This window comes from Pseudomonas putida (assembly GCF_003228315.1).
Taxonomy (GTDB): domain Bacteria; phylum Pseudomonadota; class Gammaproteobacteria; order Pseudomonadales; family Pseudomonadaceae; genus Aquipseudomonas; species Aquipseudomonas putida_S.
Window position 1 is genome coordinate 5,590,807 of record NZ_CP029693.1, and the last position, 16,297, is coordinate 5,607,103.

The 16,297-nt window shown below is 62.2% G+C and carries 12 protein-coding genes; 9 read left to right on the forward strand and 3 right to left on the reverse strand.

Annotated features, from left to right (window positions below; translation table 11 throughout):
- Positions 1-242: 242 nt before the first annotated feature.
- From pcaR to pcaC, 9 genes are all read left to right on the forward strand, one after another.
- Positions 243-1,085, forward strand: coding sequence for a pca regulon transcriptional regulator PcaR (gene pcaR, locus DKY63_RS26170; RefSeq protein WP_110966768.1), 843 nt, complete (start codon positions 243-245; stop codon positions 1,083-1,085).
- A gap of 126 nt (positions 1,086-1,211) precedes the next feature.
- Positions 1,212-2,558, forward strand: coding sequence for an MFS transporter (locus DKY63_RS26175; protein ID WP_110966769.1), 1,347 nt, complete (start codon positions 1,212-1,214; stop codon positions 2,556-2,558).
- Between the two features lie 269 nt (positions 2,559-2,827).
- Positions 2,828-3,685: a CoA transferase subunit A gene (locus DKY63_RS26180; protein WP_110966770.1), complete on the forward strand. Its 858-nt coding sequence runs from the start codon at positions 2,828-2,830 to the stop codon at positions 3,683-3,685.
- Positions 3,685-4,464, forward strand: a complete 780-nt coding sequence (locus tag DKY63_RS26185) for a CoA-transferase subunit beta (RefSeq protein WP_110966771.1) — start codon at positions 3,685-3,687, stop codon at positions 4,462-4,464. The genes DKY63_RS26180 and DKY63_RS26185 overlap by 1 nt, the downstream gene beginning before the upstream one ends.
- On the forward strand, positions 4,461-5,666 hold the full coding sequence (gene pcaF / locus DKY63_RS26190; RefSeq protein ID WP_204354260.1) for a 3-oxoadipyl-CoA thiolase: 1,206 nt from the start codon (positions 4,461-4,463) through the stop codon (positions 5,664-5,666). The genes DKY63_RS26185 and pcaF overlap by 4 nt, the downstream gene beginning before the upstream one ends.
- 211 nt (positions 5,667-5,877) lie before the next feature.
- Positions 5,878-7,182: an MFS family transporter gene (locus DKY63_RS26200; RefSeq protein ID WP_110966774.1), complete on the forward strand. Its 1,305-nt coding sequence runs from the start codon at positions 5,878-5,880 to the stop codon at positions 7,180-7,182.
- 44 nt (positions 7,183-7,226) lie between these two features.
- Positions 7,227-8,591, forward strand: coding sequence for a 3-carboxy-cis,cis-muconate cycloisomerase (locus tag DKY63_RS26205; RefSeq protein WP_110966775.1), 1,365 nt, complete (start codon positions 7,227-7,229; stop codon positions 8,589-8,591).
- 11 nt (positions 8,592-8,602) lie between these two features.
- Positions 8,603-9,394, forward strand: coding sequence for a 3-oxoadipate enol-lactonase (pcaD, locus tag DKY63_RS26210; protein ID WP_110966776.1), 792 nt, complete (start codon positions 8,603-8,605; stop codon positions 9,392-9,394).
- A gap of 12 nt (positions 9,395-9,406) precedes the next feature.
- Positions 9,407-9,799, forward strand: a complete 393-nt coding sequence (gene pcaC / locus DKY63_RS26215) for a 4-carboxymuconolactone decarboxylase (protein ID WP_110966777.1) — start codon at positions 9,407-9,409, stop codon at positions 9,797-9,799.
- A 182-nt stretch (positions 9,800-9,981) separates the two neighbouring features.
- Here the strand turns inward: pcaC and DKY63_RS26220 are convergent, their stop codons facing one another.
- The 3 genes from DKY63_RS26220 to emhB form a co-directional block, all read right to left on the reverse strand.
- Positions 9,982-11,241, reverse strand: a complete 1,260-nt coding sequence (locus tag DKY63_RS26220; RefSeq protein ID WP_110966778.1) for an OprD family porin — start codon at positions 11,239-11,241, stop codon at positions 9,982-9,984.
- Positions 11,242-11,675: 434 nt separating this feature from the next.
- Positions 11,676-13,136 (reverse strand): efflux RND transporter outer membrane subunit EmhC, encoded by a 1,461-nt coding sequence (gene emhC / locus DKY63_RS26225; RefSeq protein WP_110966779.1) that lies wholly within the window; start codon positions 13,134-13,136, stop codon positions 11,676-11,678.
- Positions 13,136-16,297, reverse strand: coding sequence for an efflux RND transporter permease subunit EmhB (gene emhB, locus DKY63_RS26230; RefSeq protein WP_110966780.1), 3,162 nt, complete (start codon positions 16,295-16,297; stop codon positions 13,136-13,138). The genes emhC and emhB overlap by 1 nt, the downstream gene beginning before the upstream one ends.

Here is a 16,297-nt window from a genome sequence, read left to right on the forward strand (position 1 = left end):
ATTTCTGACGCCATTAAGTCGAACAACTTAGGCAACTACATCGACCTTAAATCATCATCCGGCTTGCGCGGATAGATATAGAGAAGCACATATTAACTGGCGCTGGTCACCCAGTGGTGAAGGCGAGCGGTTGCGATTATCGGTCGAGCGTTCGATAATCGCCCAATGTCGCCTGGCCGGGCTTGTTTGCGGGGGCCGTGACGCCTGTAATAGTCGCAGATCCGTACAGGAAAGGACCTTAAATGAATGATCAACTGCGCAACTCCTTCGCCTCCGTGGCGCCACCGATCGTGGCATCGCCTGCCAAGCGGATTCAGGCGCTGACCGGCGACCCGGACTTCATGACCTCGCTGGCACGCGGTCTGGCGGTGGTGCAAGCCTTCCAGGAGCGCAAGCGCCACCTGACCATCGCCCAGATCAGCCACCGCACGGAAATTCCCCGCGCCGCCGTACGGCGTTGCCTGCATACCCTGATCAAACTCGGTTACGCCACCACGGACGGCCGCACCTATTCACTGCTGCCCAAAGTGCTGACCCTCGGTCATGCCTACGTCTCCTCGACGCCATTGGCGGTATCGGCCCAGCCTTATCTGGACCGCATGAGCGAACAACTGCACGAAGCCTGCAACATGGCCACCCTGGAAGGGGATGACATCTTGTACATCGCCCGTTCCGCGACCACCCAGCGCCTGATCTCGGTCGATCTCTCGGTGGGCGGGCGCCTGCCGGCCTACTGCACATCGATGGGCCGGATTCTGCTGGCCGCGCTGGACGACACTTCGCTTCAGGAATACCTCGACCACGCCGACCTGCAAGCCAAGACCAGCCGCACACTGCACACCCCCGAGGCCCTGCTCGAATGCCTGCAGGAAGTCCGCAGACAGGGTTGGTGCATCGTCGATCAGGAACTGGAACAAGGCCTGCGTTCGATTGCCGTGCCGGTGTACGACGCCTCAGGTCAAGTGGTCGCGGCCCTCAACGTCAGCACCCACGCGGGGCGGGTCAGCCGCAACGAGCTGGAGCAGCGCTTCCTTCCCGGCCTGTTGAGTGCCAGTCGCGACCTCAGTGCGCAGCTGTTTGCCTAAGCTGTTCGATAATCGCCCGGAGTCGTTTTCGGTGAATTGACGCAATTTCCTGCGGGTTAATACTGTCGCGGCTGCGCCAGCATCGGCTGGCACCTGTTCGACTGCGTACCGCATGGAATAAAAATAATGAACCAGCCTCAGTCTGCTGTAGGAAACGTCCTCGACGTACAGTCCTTCATCAATGCTCAACCCATTTCACGCTACCAGTGGCGTGTCGTGATCCTGTGTTTTCTGATTGTGTTCCTCGATGGCCTCGATACCGCGGCCATGGGCTTCATCGCCCCGGCCCTGTCGCAGGACTGGGGCATCGACCGCGCCAGCCTCGGCCCGGTGATGAGTGCCGCGCTGATCGGCATGGTCTTCGGCGCACTGGGCTCAGGCCCTTTGGCTGACCGTTTCGGGCGAAAAGTCGTACTGGTCGGCGCCGTGTTGCTGTTCGGCGCGTTCAGCCTGGCCTCGGCCTACAGCACCAGCGTCGATCAGTTGCTGGTGTTGCGCTTCCTCACCGGCCTGGGGCTGGGCGCCGGCATGCCGAACGCCACCACACTGCTGTCCGAGTACACCCCGGAGCGCAAGAAATCCTTGCTGGTGACCAGCATGTTCTGCGGGTTCAACCTCGGCATGGCCGGCGGTGGTTTCATTTCCGCCAAGCTGATCCCGGCGTTCGGCTGGCACAGTCTGCTGCTGATCGGCGGGATCTTGCCGTTGATCCTTGGCGTCGTCCTGCTGCTCTGGCTGCCGGAATCGGCGCGCTTTCTTGTCGTGCGTAACCGTGGCACCGACAAAGTGCGCAAAACCCTGGCACCCATCGACCCGGCCGTGGTGGCTCAGGCCTCCGCGTTCAGCGTGCCGGAACAGAAAACCGTTAAGGCCCGCAACGTGTTCGCCGTGGTCTTCTCCGGCACCTACAGCGTCGGCACCTTGTTGCTGTGGCTGACCTATTTCATGGGCCTGGTGATTGTTTACCTGCTGACCAGTTGGCTGCCGACCCTGATGCGCGACAGTGGCGCAAGCATGGAGCAGGCCGCGTTCATCGGCGCGCTGTTCCAGTTCGGCGGGGTGTTGAGTGCGGTGGGTGTCGGCTGGGCCATGGACCGCTTCAATCCGCACAAGGTGATCGGCACTTTCTACCTGCTGGCCGGGGTGTTTGCCTACGCGGTGGGGCAGAGTCTGGGCAGCATCACGCTGCTGGCTACCCTGGTGCTGGTGGCCGGGATGTGCGTCAACGGCGCGCAATCGGCGATGCCCTCGTTGGCGGCACGGTTTTACCCGACCCAGGGGCGTGCCACGGGCGTGTCGTGGATGCTCGGGATTGGTCGTTTCGGCGCCATCCTTGGTGCCTGGATGGGGGCAACATTGCTGGGACTGGGCTGGAATTTCGAGCAGGTGCTGACGGCGCTGGTGATTCCGGCCGCTGTGGCAACGGCGGCGGTGGTGATCAAGGGTGTGGTCAGTCATGCGGATGCGACCTGACAGGTTGACCCGGAATCTCCATTGGTTTTGATGGCCTCATCGCGGGCAAGCCTTGCTCCCACAGGGATCACACTTGACCCCGTGGGAGCAAGGCTTGCCCGCGATGCTTTTCGAATCGGTAGGTGCGTAACAATGTGTTCGATAATCGAACGCTCAGTCGATTATCGGATTGTTTGAGGTTTTTCACAGGCTTAATCTTCAGTCATCCGGCGCTGCGCATCGGCGCCTTTTTCCACTGTCGGTTAACAACAAACGGGAGCCTGCCCCAAATGGCTGAGATTCTTTCGCTGCACGACGCGGTGAAGCAATTCGTGAATGACGGCGATACCGTCGCGCTCGAAGGCTTCACCCACCTGATCCCAACGGCGGCGGGTCACGAAATCATTCGTCAGGGCAAGAAAGACCTGACCCTGGTACGGATGACGCCTGACCTGATCTACGACCAGTTGATCGGTGCCGGTTGTGCTCGCAAGCTGGTGTTCTCCTGGGGCGGCAACCCGGGCGTCGGTTCCCTGCACCGTCTGCGTGACGCCGTCGAGAAGCAGTGGCCGCATGCGCTGGAAATCGAAGAACACAGCCACGCCGACCTGGCCAACGCCTACGTTGCCGGCGCTTCCGGCCTGCCGTTCGCGGTGCTGCGTGCCTACGCCGGTTCCGACCTGCCGAAGGTCAACCCGCTGATCAAGTCCGTCACCTGCCCGTTCACCGGCGAAGTGCTGGCTGCCGTGCCTTCGGTGCGCCCGGACGTCACCGTGATCCACGCGCAGAAAGCCGACCGCAAGGGCAACGTGCTGCTGTGGGGCATTCTCGGCGTGCAGAAAGAAGCCGTGCTGGCCGCCAAGCGCTGCATCGTCACCGTTGAAGAAATCGTCGACGACCTCAATGCGCCGATGAACTCCTGCGTCCTGCCGACCTGGGCCCTGAGCGCGGTCTGCCACGTACCGGGCGGCGCGCATCCGTCCTACGCCCACGGTTACAACGAGCGTGACAACCGCTTCTACCAGGCCTGGGACCCGATTGCCCGCGACCGTGAAACCTTCACCGCGTGGATCAACGAATTCATCCACGGCAGCGCTGACTTCAGCGAGTTCAAGGCCAAGCTGGCCGCCGCTTCGGAGGCGAAGTAATGACTTACACCACCAATGAAATGATGACCGTCGCCGCTGCCCGTCGCCTGAAGAACGGCTCGGTGTGCTTCGTGGGCATCGGCCTGCCATCCAAAGCGGCCAACCTGGCCCGCCTGACGTCTTCGCCCGACGTGGTCCTGATCTACGAGTCGGGCCCGATCGGCGCCAAGCCAAGCGTGCTGCCACTGTCGATCGGTGACGGTGAACTGGCGGAAACTGCCGACACCGTGGTGCCGACTGGCGAGATTTTCCGCTACTGGCTGCAGGGCGGTCGCATCGACGTCGGCTTCCTCGGCGCCGCCCAGGTCGACCGCTTCGGCAACATCAACACCACCGTGGTTGGCGATTACCACTCGCCGAAAGTCCGTCTGCCGGGCGCTGGCGGTGCACCGGAGATTGCCGGTTCCGCCAAGAGCGTGCTGATCATCCTCAAGCAATCGGCGCGTTCGTTCGTCGACAAGCTGGACTTCATCACCTCGGTCGGCCACGGCGAAGGCGGCGACTCGCGCAAGCGTCTCGGTCTGCCAGGCGCAGGGCCAGTGGGGATCATCACCGACCTGTGCACCATGGAGCCGGAAGCCGGCACCAACGAATTCGTGGTCACCGCACTGCACCCGGGCGTGACCCGCGAGCAAGTGGTTGCCGCCACCGGCTGGCCGATCCGTTTCGCCGACAGCGTTGCCGTGACCGCCGAGCCGACTGAAGTCGAGCTGACCGCGCTGCGTGACCTGGAAGCCCGTACCGCTGCCGCCCACGGCCAAGCCCCTGGAGAAGCGTGATGCGTGACGTCTATATCTGCGACGCGATTCGCACCCCCATCGGCCGCTTCGGCGGCGGCCTGTCGGCGGTCCGCGCCGACGACCTGGCCGCCGTGCCGATCAAGGCGCTGATGGAGCGCAATCCGTCGGTGGACTGGACGGCGGTGGACGAGGTGTTCCTCGGCTGCGCCAACCAGGCCGGTGAAGACAACCGCAACGTGGCGCGCATGGCGCTGCTGCTGGCCGGTCTGCCGGAAACCATTCCGGGCGTGACCCTCAACCGCCTCTGCGCTTCGGGCATGGACGCGATTGGCACCGCTTTCCGCGCCATCGCCAGTGGCGAGATGGAGCTGGCGATTGCCGGTGGCGTCGAGTCGATGTCCCGTGCACCGTTCGTGATGGGCAAGGCCGACGCCTCGTTCTCGCGCAACATGAAGCTCGAAGACACCACCATCGGCTGGCGCTTCATCAACCCGCTGATGAAAGCCCAGTACGGCGTGGACGCGATGCCGCAGACCGCCGACAACGTGGCTGACGACTACAAGGTCTCCCGCGCCGACCAGGACGCCTTCGCCCTGCGCAGCCAGCAACGCACCGCCGTCGCCCAGGCTGCCGGCTTCTTTTCCGAAGAAATCGTCGAAGTACGCATTGCCCACAAGAAGGGTGAAACCGTGGTCAGCCAGGACGAGCATCCTCGCGCCGACACCACCCTGGAAGCCCTGACCAAGTTGAAGCCGGTCAACGGCCCGGACAAAACCGTCACCGCCGGCAACGCTTCCGGCGTGAACGACGGCGCTGCCGCCTTGATCCTCGCTTCGGCGGAAGCGGTGAAAAAACACGGCCTGACCGCCCGCGCCAAAGTGTTGGGCATGGCCAGCGCCGGTGTTGCACCGCGCGTGATGGGCATCGGCCCGGTGCCGGCCGTGCGCAAACTGACCGAGCGCCTGGGTGTGGCGGTCGGCGATTTCGACGTGATCGAACTCAACGAAGCGTTTGCCAGCCAGGGTCTGGCGGTGTTGCGTGAGCTGGGGATCGCCGACGACGCACCGCAGGTCAACCCGAACGGTGGCGCAATTGCCCTTGGCCATCCACTGGGTATGAGCGGCGCTCGTCTGGTACTGACGGCGCTGCATCAGTTGGAGAAAACCGGTGGCAAGAAAGGCCTGGCGACGATGTGTGTCGGCGTCGGCCAGGGTCTGGCACTGGCGATCGAACGCGTCTGATGGACTGCACTTCCCCCCTGTAGGAGCGAGCCTGCTCGCGATCGCAGTGTGTCAGTCAGCTCTGATGTCACTGACACACCGCGATCGCGAGCAGGCTCGCTCCTACAAGGGAGGGATTTCCCATGAGGGAATCGTGTTGATGCTGTATCTGTGGAACGGGACTGTTGCAAAGTATGTCTAGACTCTCACTGTCCCCATTGAGTGAAAAACAATGACAACGCCAACCGCATCACCCGCGCTTTACACAGGCGAAGAGCGCCGCAAACGGATCTTTGCCATTGTCGGTGCTTCGTCCGGCAACCTCGTCGAATGGTTCGACTTCTATGTCTACGCCTTCAGCGCACTGTATTTCGCGCCGGCCTTTTTCCCTTCCGACAATCCCACGGTGCAGCTTGTAAACACCGCGGGCGTGTTTGCCGCCGGGTTCCTGATGCGCCCGATCGGCGGTTGGATCTTCGGCCGCGTCGCCGATCGGCACGGCCGCAAGAACTCGATGCTGATTTCGATTTTGATGATGTGTTTTGGCTCGTTGCTCATTGCTTGCCTGCCGACCTACAGCAGCATTGGTATCTGGGCACCGATCCTGTTGCTGTTCGCCCGTTTGCTCCAGGGCTTGTCCGTGGGCGGTGAATACGGCACCACGGCCACGTACATGAGTGAGGTGGCCCTCAAGGGCCAGCGCGGTTTCTTCGCCTCGTTCCAGTACGTGACGCTGATCGGTGGGCAATTGCTGGCGGTGCTGGTGGTGGTGATCCTGCAGCAGTTCCTGTCCGAAGAGGAGTTGCGCGCCTACGGCTGGCGGATTCCATTCGTGGTCGGTGCGTGTGCGGCACTGGTTTCGCTGTACCTGCGTCGTTCGCTGAAAGAAACCACCAGCAAGGAAATGCGTGAGAATAAGGACGCCGGCAGCATCGGCGCATTGTTCCGTGACCATAAAGCCGCCTTTATTACCGTGCTGGGTTACACCGCCGGTGGCTCGCTGATTTTCTACACCTTCACCACGTACATGCAGAAGTACCTGGTGAACACCGCCGGCATGCCCGCCAAGACCGCCAGCTACATCATGACCGGCGCGCTCTTTCTCTATATGTGCATGCAGCCGTTGTTCGGCATGCTCGCCGACAAGATCGGCCGGCGTAACTCGATGCTCTGGTTCGGCGCCCTCGGGACGTTGTGCACCGTACCGATCCTGCTGAGCCTGAAAAGTGTCGGCAGCCCGTTCCTGGCCTTCGTGCTGATCACCCTGGCCCTGGCGATCGTCAGTTTCTACACCTCGATCAGCGGCCTGGTAAAAGCCGAAATGTTCCCGCCGGAAGTGCGCGCACTGGGCGTTGGCCTGGCGTATGCGGTGGCGAACGCGATCTTCGGTGGCTCGGCGGAATACGTGGCCCTTAGCCTCAAGGCCGGCGGCATGGAAAACTCCTTCTACTGGTACGTGACGGTGATGATGGCGATTGCCTTCCTGTTCAGCCTGCGCCTGCCGAAACAAGCCAAATACCTGCACCACGACCTTTGATCCATACGCGGGCCCTGGCGGGCCCGCGCCTCCAGGGACTGTTTATGAACCAGCGACCGGGCAATCAATTGTTCGATGCCTATTTCACTGCCCGCGATATGCGTGAGGTGTTCAGCGATCAGGGCCGGGTCCAGGCCATGCTCGACTTCGAAGCGGCGCTGGCCCGGGCCGAAGCGCGGGTCGGATTGATTCCGCAGAGCGCCGTGGCCCCCATCGAATCCGCCTGCCAGGCCGGGCATTTTGATTTTGCCGCCCTCGGCGAAGCGATTGCCATTGCCGGCAACTCGGCGATTCCGCTGGTCAAGGCATTGGGCAAGCAGATTGCGGCCAACGATGCCGAGGCCGAACGTTATGTGCATCTGGGCGCAACCAGCCAGGACGTGATGGACAGCGGCCTGGTGCTGCAACTGCGCCGGGCGCTGGAACTGATCGACAGCGATCTGGCGCAGCTGGGACAAACACTGGCTAACCAAGCCGAACGTTATGTGGCGACACCGCTGGCCGGGCGTACCTGGCTGCAACACGCGACACCGGTCACCCTCGGCATGAAAATCGCCGGTTGGCTGGGGGCGGTGACCCGCAGTCGCCAGCGTCTGCAAGAACTCAAGCCGCGCCTGTTGGTGCTGCAGTTCGGCGGCGCATCCGGCACCCTCGCGGCCCTGGGCGACAAGGCGATGCCGATTGCCCAGGCGCTGGCCGAAGAACTGCAACTGAGCCTGCCTGATCAACCGTGGCACACCCAGCGTGATCGTTTGGTGGAGTTCGGCTCTGTTCTGGGTTTGATCGCCGGCAGTCTTGGCAAACTCGGCCGCGACATCAGCCTGTTGATGCAGACCGAAGCGGGCGAAGTGTTCGAACCGTCGGCGCCGGGCAAGGGCGGTTCCTCGACCATGCCGCACAAGCGCAACCCGGTGGGTGCGGCCGTGCTGATCGGCGCCGCGACCCGCGTGCCCGGCCTGCTCTCGACTTTGTTCAGTGCCATGCCCCAGGAACACGAGCGCAGCCTGGGCCTGTGGCACGCCGAGTGGGAAACCTTGCCGGAGATTTGCTGCCTGGTGTCCGGCAGCCTCAAGCAGGCGCTGCTGGTGGCCGGTGGCCTGGAAGTGGATGCCGAGCGCATGGCGCGCAACCTCGATTTGACTCAGGGCCTGGTGCTCGCCGAAGCGGTGAGCATCGTGCTGGCGCAGCGGGTAGGGCGCGATACCGCGCATCATCTGCTGGAGCAATGCTGCAAACGCGCCGTGGCCGAACAGCGTCATCTGCGCGCCGTGCTCGGCGACGAACCGCAAGTAACCGCCGAACTGTCGGCACAAGAACTCGATCATCTGCTGGACCCCGCCCATTACCTCGGTCAGGCCCGTACCTGGGTCGAGCGAGCGGTGGCTGAACATTCTGCATTGACTGCCTGAAGGAGATTGCTGTGGCTTTCGTACAACTCGCCGATGGCGAACTGCATTACCAAATTGACGGCCCGGTGGATGCGCCGGTGCTGGTGCTGTCCAACTCCCTGGGCACCGACCTGCACATGTGGGACGCGCAAATTCCGGCGTTCAGCGAGCATTTCCGGGTGCTGCGTTTCGACACCCGTGGCCATGGCAAATCGCTGGTAACCCCCGGGCCGTACAGCATCGAGCAACTGGGCCACGACGTGCTGGCGCTGCTGGATGCCTTGCACATCGAGCGCGCGCATTTCTGCGGGCTGTCCATGGGCGGTCTGATCGGCCAATGGTTGGGTATCAACGCCCCTGAGCGCCTGAACAAACTGATCGTGTGCAACACCGCGGCGAAAATCGGCGATCCGTCGATCTGGAACCCGCGCATCGAAACCGTGCTGCGTGATGGCCCGGCGGCCATGGTGGCGCTTCGTGACGCGTCGATCGCCCGCTGGTTCACCCCGGACTTCTCCGAAGCCAACCCGGCGGCGGCCAAGCAGATCACCGACATGCTGGCGGCCACTTCGCCTGAAGGTTATGCGGCCAATTGCGCAGCAGTGCGCGATGCCGATTTCCGCGATCAATTGTCGTCGATCAAGGCACCGTTGCTGGTGATTGCCGGCTCTCACGATGCGGTCACGCCACCGTCTGGCGGGCATTTCATCCAGGAGCATGTGTCGGGTGCCGAATACGCCGAGTTCTATGCCGCGCACTTGTCCAACGTTCAGGCAGGCAACGCGTTCAGCGAGCGTGTACTGGCGTTTCTGACGGCTCGTTGAGAGGGGATTTTCGTGGACGAGAAACAACGTTACGACGAAGGCATGAACGTGCGTCGCGCGGTGCTGGGCGATGCTCACGTCGACCGCAGCCTGAGCACCCTGACCGAGTTCAACTCGGAGTTCCAGGAGATGATCACCCGCCATGCCTGGGGTGACATCTGGACCCGCCCGGGCCTGCCGCGCCACACCCGCAGCCTGATCACCATCGCCATGCTGATCGGCATGAACCGCGAAGGTGAACTGAAACTGCACCTGCGCGCCGCCGCTAACAATGGCGTCAGCCGGGGGGAGATCAAGGAAGTGATCATGCAGAGCGCGATCTACTGCGGGATTCCGGCGGCCAACGCCACGTTCCACCTGGCGGAGTCGGTGTGGGATGAGTTGGGGGTTGAATCGCGGGAGTGATCCTGGCGATTTGCGGCGCCTGATCTGACGCCATCGCGGGCAGGCTCGCTCCCACAAAGGTTTGGTGTGAGCACCGATTCTGTGTTCACCAACAAACCCTGTAGGAGCAAGGCTTGCCCGCGATGGCGTCCGTGAGATCGCCATCGCGGGCAAGCTTTGCTCCTACAGGAGGGCGGCGGTGTTTACAGCAGGCTGATCGGGTAGCCGATGATCACGCGGTTCTCATCGAATTCGTTGTTGCTGTAGTCCCGGCGCATGGTCGAGTTGCGCCATTTCACGTTCAGATCCTTCAGCGCACCGCTCTGCACGGTGTAGCCCAGTTCACTTTCCCGTCCCCATTCCTTGCCGTCGGTGATGCTGCCGGTGTGTACGTTGTCGCCGCTGATGTAGCGGTTCATCAGGGTCAGGCCGGGCACGCCGAGGGCGACGAAGTTGTAGTCGTGGCGCACCTGCCAGGATTTTTCCCGGGCGTTGTCGTAGCTGGAGTTGAAGCTGTCGTTGGCCAGGGTGCCGCCGCTGGTGCCGTTGACCCGCATCCACGGGCTGTCGCCGGTGAGTTTTTGCAGGCCGACGTAAAAGGTGTTGCCGCCGTATTTCGCCGAAAACAGGCCATACATGGTCTTGTTGTCCAGGTCCCCGGCGCGGGCGCTGCCGTCATCCTTGCCGTAGAAGAAACCGAGGTTGGCGCCCAAGGTCCAGTCGCCAAGGGGTTGGCTGTGGGTCAGGTTGATGAACTGCTGGCTGTAGATGTCCTTGAGCTCGGCATTCCATACACCGATCTGGGTGCGCTTTTCGTTGAACAGGTACTCGCCACCCTGGAAGTTGAAGCGGTCTGAGGTGAACGCGGCTTTGCCGGTCATCGACATGTCGTCCATGCTGCTGTCGTCACGCGGGCTGTTCTGACGGAACTGCCCGCCGTAGAGCGTCAGGCCGCTGATTTCCTTCGAGGTGATCTGCCCGCCACGGAAGGTTTGCGGCAGCGAGCGGCCGTCGTCGGAGCGCAGGATCGGCAGCACCGGCATCCAATCGCCGACCTTCACTTCGGTTTGCGACAGCTTCGCCTTGAACGCCACGTTGGTGCGACCGAAGTTGTCCGCCGGACGACCGTCGTGGTCCAGCGGCAGCAGTTGCGTGCCACCGGTGCCTTTGCCGCCATCGAGTTTCACCGAGTACAGCCCCAGCACATCCATGCCAAAGCCGACGGTGCCCTGGGTGAAGCCGGACTTGGCGTCGAGGATGAAGCTTTGCGTCCACTCTTCAGCCTTGCCCTGCGCCTTGGTCGGGTTGGTGAAGTTGCGGTTGATGTAGAAGTTGCGCAGGTTGAGGTTGACCTTGGCGCCTTCGACGAAGCCTGCCTCCTCGGCTTGGGCGGGCAGGGCTGTGCTGGCCAGGGCGACGGCGATCAGGCCGGGAACGAAATACTGGGAGGTGGAAGGCGTCATGGGCTCGGGTCTCTCTGATTCTTGGGGGTGAAACGGGTTAGCGCCGCAGCCGGGAAGGATGCAGACATGCAATCGACGGGTTGGGGGAAAGCCTTGGGGATCAGCCGGACAGGGCAGGGCGCGGGGGCATGGTGTCGAACCTGTTGTTATTGGTTTTGTAGGCCGATGGTGATGTGAATGTACTAGGTGGTTCAATCTGGAAAAGCGGGTTTTGGGCGATTATCGAACAAAGTTTGGCTTGGGTTTTGTAGTGACTATGCGGGCCTCATCGCGAGCAGGCTCGCTCCTACAATGGATCGCATTCTTTCTGGAGAAAGCGGATCAACTGTAGGAGCGAGCCTGCTCGCGAAGGGGCCAGACCTTCCACCACACCCTTTCCAGCTGGCAACAAAAAAGCCCACCAAGTCGGTGGGCTCTTTGTGTTCACAGCGCTATCAGAACATCCGCATCTTCGGCGCTTCTTCCTTCAACGGCTCGTTCTTCGCCGTCTGTTCGTTCCAGCCACCACCCAGCGCCTTGTACAGGTTCACCTGGCTGATCAGCTGCGCCAGACGGTCGGTGATCAGCGACTGTTGGGAAGCGAACAACTGACGCTGGGCATCGAGGAAGGTCAGGTTGCTGTCGACACCGATGCGATAACGACGCTCGGCGAGACGGTAGTAGTCCTGGTTGGCGCTGACCAAATTGCGCTGAGCCTGTACCTGATCGGTGTAGGTACCACGCGCGGCCAGGCCGTCGGCGACTTCCTGGAAGGCCGTCTGAATGGACTTCTCGTAGTTCGCCACGCCGATGTCTTTCTGGATCTTCGAGTAATCCAGGCTGGCGCGCAGGCTGCCGGCGTTGAAGATCGGCAGGTTGATCTGCGGCTGGAACAGCCAGGTGCCCGAACCACCCTTGAACAGACCGGACAGGTCCGGGCTCAGGGTGCCGGCGTTGGCGGTCAGGCTGATGCTCGGGAAGAACGCAGCCCTTGCGGCGCCGATATTGGCGTTTGCAGCCTTGAGGTTGTACTCGGCCTGCAGGATGTCCGGACGACGCTGCAGCAAATCGGACGGCAGGCCGGCCGGTACTTCGCTCAGCAAGTCATCGTTGAGCGGTTGGGCCGCTTGCAGGTTGGCCGGTATGCCGGTGCCGAGCAGCAGCACCAGGCTGTTTTCATCCTGGGCGACCTGACGGGTGTACTTGGCCAGTTGTGCACGGGCGTTTTCCACCGAGGTGCGCGACTGCGCCAGGTCCAGGGCCGAGGCGACACCCACTTCGTTGCTGCGCGAGGTTAGCCTGTAGCTCTCCTCGAACGCGGCGAGAGTGTCCTGGGTTACTTTCAGCAGCTCCTTGTCCGCCTGCCAGGTCAGGTAGGCGTTGGCCACGCTGGCCACCAGGCTGATCTGGGTGCTGCGCCGGCCTTCTTCGGTGGCGAAGTACTTCTGCAGGGCCTCTTCGCTCAGGCTGCGAACCCGACCGAACAGGTCGAGTTCATAGGCGCTGATGCCGACGGTGGCCGAGTAGGAGCTGACGATGCCCGAGCGACCGGTCTGCGAGGAGTTTTCCGGAATCTTCTGGCGGCTGCCGCTGCCATCGGCCGAAACGGCCGGGTACAGGTCGGCACGCTGGATGCGGTACTGCGCGGCGAAAGCATCGATGTTCAGGGCCGCGACACGCAGGTCGCGGTTGTTTTCCAGGGCGACCTGGATCAGCTGTTGCAGTGCCGGGTCATGGAAAAACTGCTTCCAGCCTTGCTCCGCGGCGGCCTGTGCAGGCGCCTGGGCCGGCGAGTACGCCAGGCCCTGCGGATATTGATCGGCCACCGGGGCTTGCGGTTGCTGATAATCGGGAATCAGCGAGCAACCACCGAGCACAAACGCGGCAACAGCCAGGGAAAGTAGCGACTTGCTCATTAGCCAGCCTCTTTAGAAGGTTCAATGGCATCGTCCTGGCTGGCGGTTTTGCGCTGGCCCAAAGACGATACGGTGACGAAGAACAGCGGGACCCAGAAGATCGCCAGTACGGTGGCGGTGATCATACCGCCAATCACACCGGTACCGATGGCATGCTGGCTACCGGAGCCTGCGCCCGTGGAGATCGCCAGTGGCACCACGCCGAGCACGAACGCGAGCGAGGTCATGATGATCGGTCGCAGACGCATGCGGCAGGCTTCGATCGCCGCATCGCGCAGGCTGCGCCCATGTTCATGCAGCTCCTTGGCAAATTCGACAATCAGAATCGCGTTTTTCGCCGCCAGACCGATAGTCGTCAACAAGCCCACCTGGAAGTACACGTCGTTGGACAGGCCGCGCAGGCTGGTGGCCATCAGCGCACCGATGATCCCCAGCGGTACTACCAGCATCACCGCAATCGGAATCGACCAGCTTTCATACAGCGCCGCCAGGCACAGGAACACCATCAGCAGCGACAACGCGTACAACGCCGGAGCCTGGGAGCCGGACAAACGTTCCTCATAAGACAGACCGGTCCAGGAGATACCGACACCCGCTGGCAGTTTCTTGGCGATGGCTTCGACTTCGGCCATGGCTTCACCGGTGGAATAACCCGGCGCCGGAGCACCAAGAATTTCCATCGCTTCCACACCGTTGTAGCGGGCCAGTTTCGGCGAGCCGTAGATCCACTCGCCCTTGGCGAACGCCGTGAACGGAACCATGGTGCCTTCGCGGTTACGCACGTACCACTTCTGCAGGTCTTCCGGACTCATGCGCGCGCCTGGCTTGCCTTGCACGTACACCTTCTTCACCCGACCACGGTCGATGAAGTCGTTGACGTAGCTACTGCCCAGGGCAATCGACAGGGTGTTGTTGATGTCGGCGATGGTAATGCCCAGGGCACTGGCCTTCTCGTCATCGATTTCCAACTGGTACTGCGGTTCGTCGTTCAGGCCGTTCGGACGCACTTGCGCCAGCACTTTGCTTTGCGCGGCCATGCCGAGGAACTGGTTGCGCGCTTCCATCAACTTGTCGTGACCGATACCGGCGCGGTCCTGCAGGAACACGTCGAAACCGGTGGCGTTACCCAGCTCCAGTACCGCCGGCGGGGCGAAGGCGAACACCATCGCATCGCGGAAGGTGAAGAAGTGCTGCTGGGCGCGGGCCGCAACCTTGAACACATTGTTATCGGCGTTACGCTCGTCCCACGGGCGCAGCATGATGAACGCCATACCCGAGCTCTGGCCTCGGCCGGCGAAGTTGAAGCCGGTCACGGTAAACACCGAGTTCACTGCATCGCCTTCACCGCCATCCTTGCCCGGACGCAGCAGGAATTCACGCATCTGGTCCACGACCACTTGGGTGCGCTGGGACGTCGAGCCGGCCGGGGTCTGTACCTGGGCGAACAGTACGCCCTGGTCTTCTTCCGGCAGGAACGCGGTCGGAATGCGGGTGAACAGCCAGATCATGCCGACAACGATGATGAGGTAGGCCAGCAGGTACGGTGCCTTCTGCGCCAGCATGTTGCCCACGCCGCGCTCGTAGCTGCGTACGCCACGGTCGAAGTTGCGGTTGAACCAGCCGAAGAAGCCGCGTTTGGGTGTGCCGTGCTCGCCTTTCGGAATCGCCTTGAGCATGGTGGCGCACAGTGCCGGGGTGAAGATCAGGGCCACCAGTACCGACAGGGCCATGGCCGAAACGATGGTGATCGAGAACTGCTTGTAGATCACGCCGGTGGAGCCGCTGAAGAACGCCATCGGCAGCAGTACCGCCGACAGTACCAGGGCGATACCCACCAGGGCGCCCTGGATCTGCCCCATGGATTTCTTGGTGGCTTCCTTGGGTGACAGGCCTTCTTCGCTCATCACCCGTTCGACGTTTTCCACCACGACGATGGCGTCGTCCACCAGCAAGCCGATGGCCAGCACCATGCCGAACATGGTCAGGGTGTTGATGCTGAAGCCGGCGGCCGCGAGGATGCCGAAGGTACCGAGCAATACCACCGGCACGGTCATCGTGGTGATGACGGTGGCACGGAAGTTCTGCAGGAACAGGAACATCACCAGGAACACCAGCACGATCGCTTCGACCAGGGTTTCAACCACACCCTTGATCGATTCGGTCACCACCGGGGTGGTGTCGTACGGGAACACCACTTCCATCCCTTGCGGGAAGAACGGCTTGAGGTTGTCGATGGTCTTGCGCAGGGCTTTTGCGGTGTCGAGGGCGTTGGCACCGTTGGCCAGTTTCACCGCAAGGCCAGAAGCCGGTGCGCCGTTGAACTGGGCGTTGATGCTGTAGTTCTCGCCACCCAGGCCGACTTCGGCGACATCTTTCAGGCGAACCTGGGAACCGTCCTTGTTGACCTTGAGCAGGATCTTGTTGAACTGCTCGGCGGTCTGCAGACGGGTCTTGCCGATGATCGTCGCGTTCAGCTGGGTGCCGGGCAGCGCAGGCAGGCCGCCGAGCTGGCCGGAGGAGATCTGCACGTTTTGCGCGGCGATGGCGGTCTTGACGTCGATCGGGGTCAGGTTGAAGTTGTTCAACTTGGCCGGATCCAGCCAGATACGCATGGCGTACTGCGAACCGAACACCTGGAAGTCACCGACACCCGCGGTACGCGAGATCGGGTCCTGCATGTTGGACACGATGTAGTTGGACAGGTCGTCCTTGGTCATGCTGCCGTCGCGGGACACCACGCCGATCACCAACAGGAAGTTTTTCACTGCCTTGGTCACGCGGATACCCTGCTGCTGCACTTCTTGCGGCAACAGTGGGGTGGCCAGGTTCAGCTTGTTCTGTACCTGAACCTGCGCGGTGTCGGAGTTGGTGCCTTGCTCGAAGGTCGCGGTGATGGTCATGGTGCCGTCGGAGTTACTTTCCGACGACACATAACGCAGGTTGTCGATACCGTTGAGTTGCTGTTCGATCACCTGGACCACGGTGTCCTGCACGGTTTGCGCCGATGCGCCCGGATAGGTCACGGAGATGGCGATGGCCGGCGGTGCAATGCTCGGGTACTGGTTGATCGGCAGCCGCAGGATCGACAGTGCCCCGACCAGCATGATCACCAGGGCAATTACCCAGGCGAAAATCGGACGGTCGATAAAGAATTTCGACAT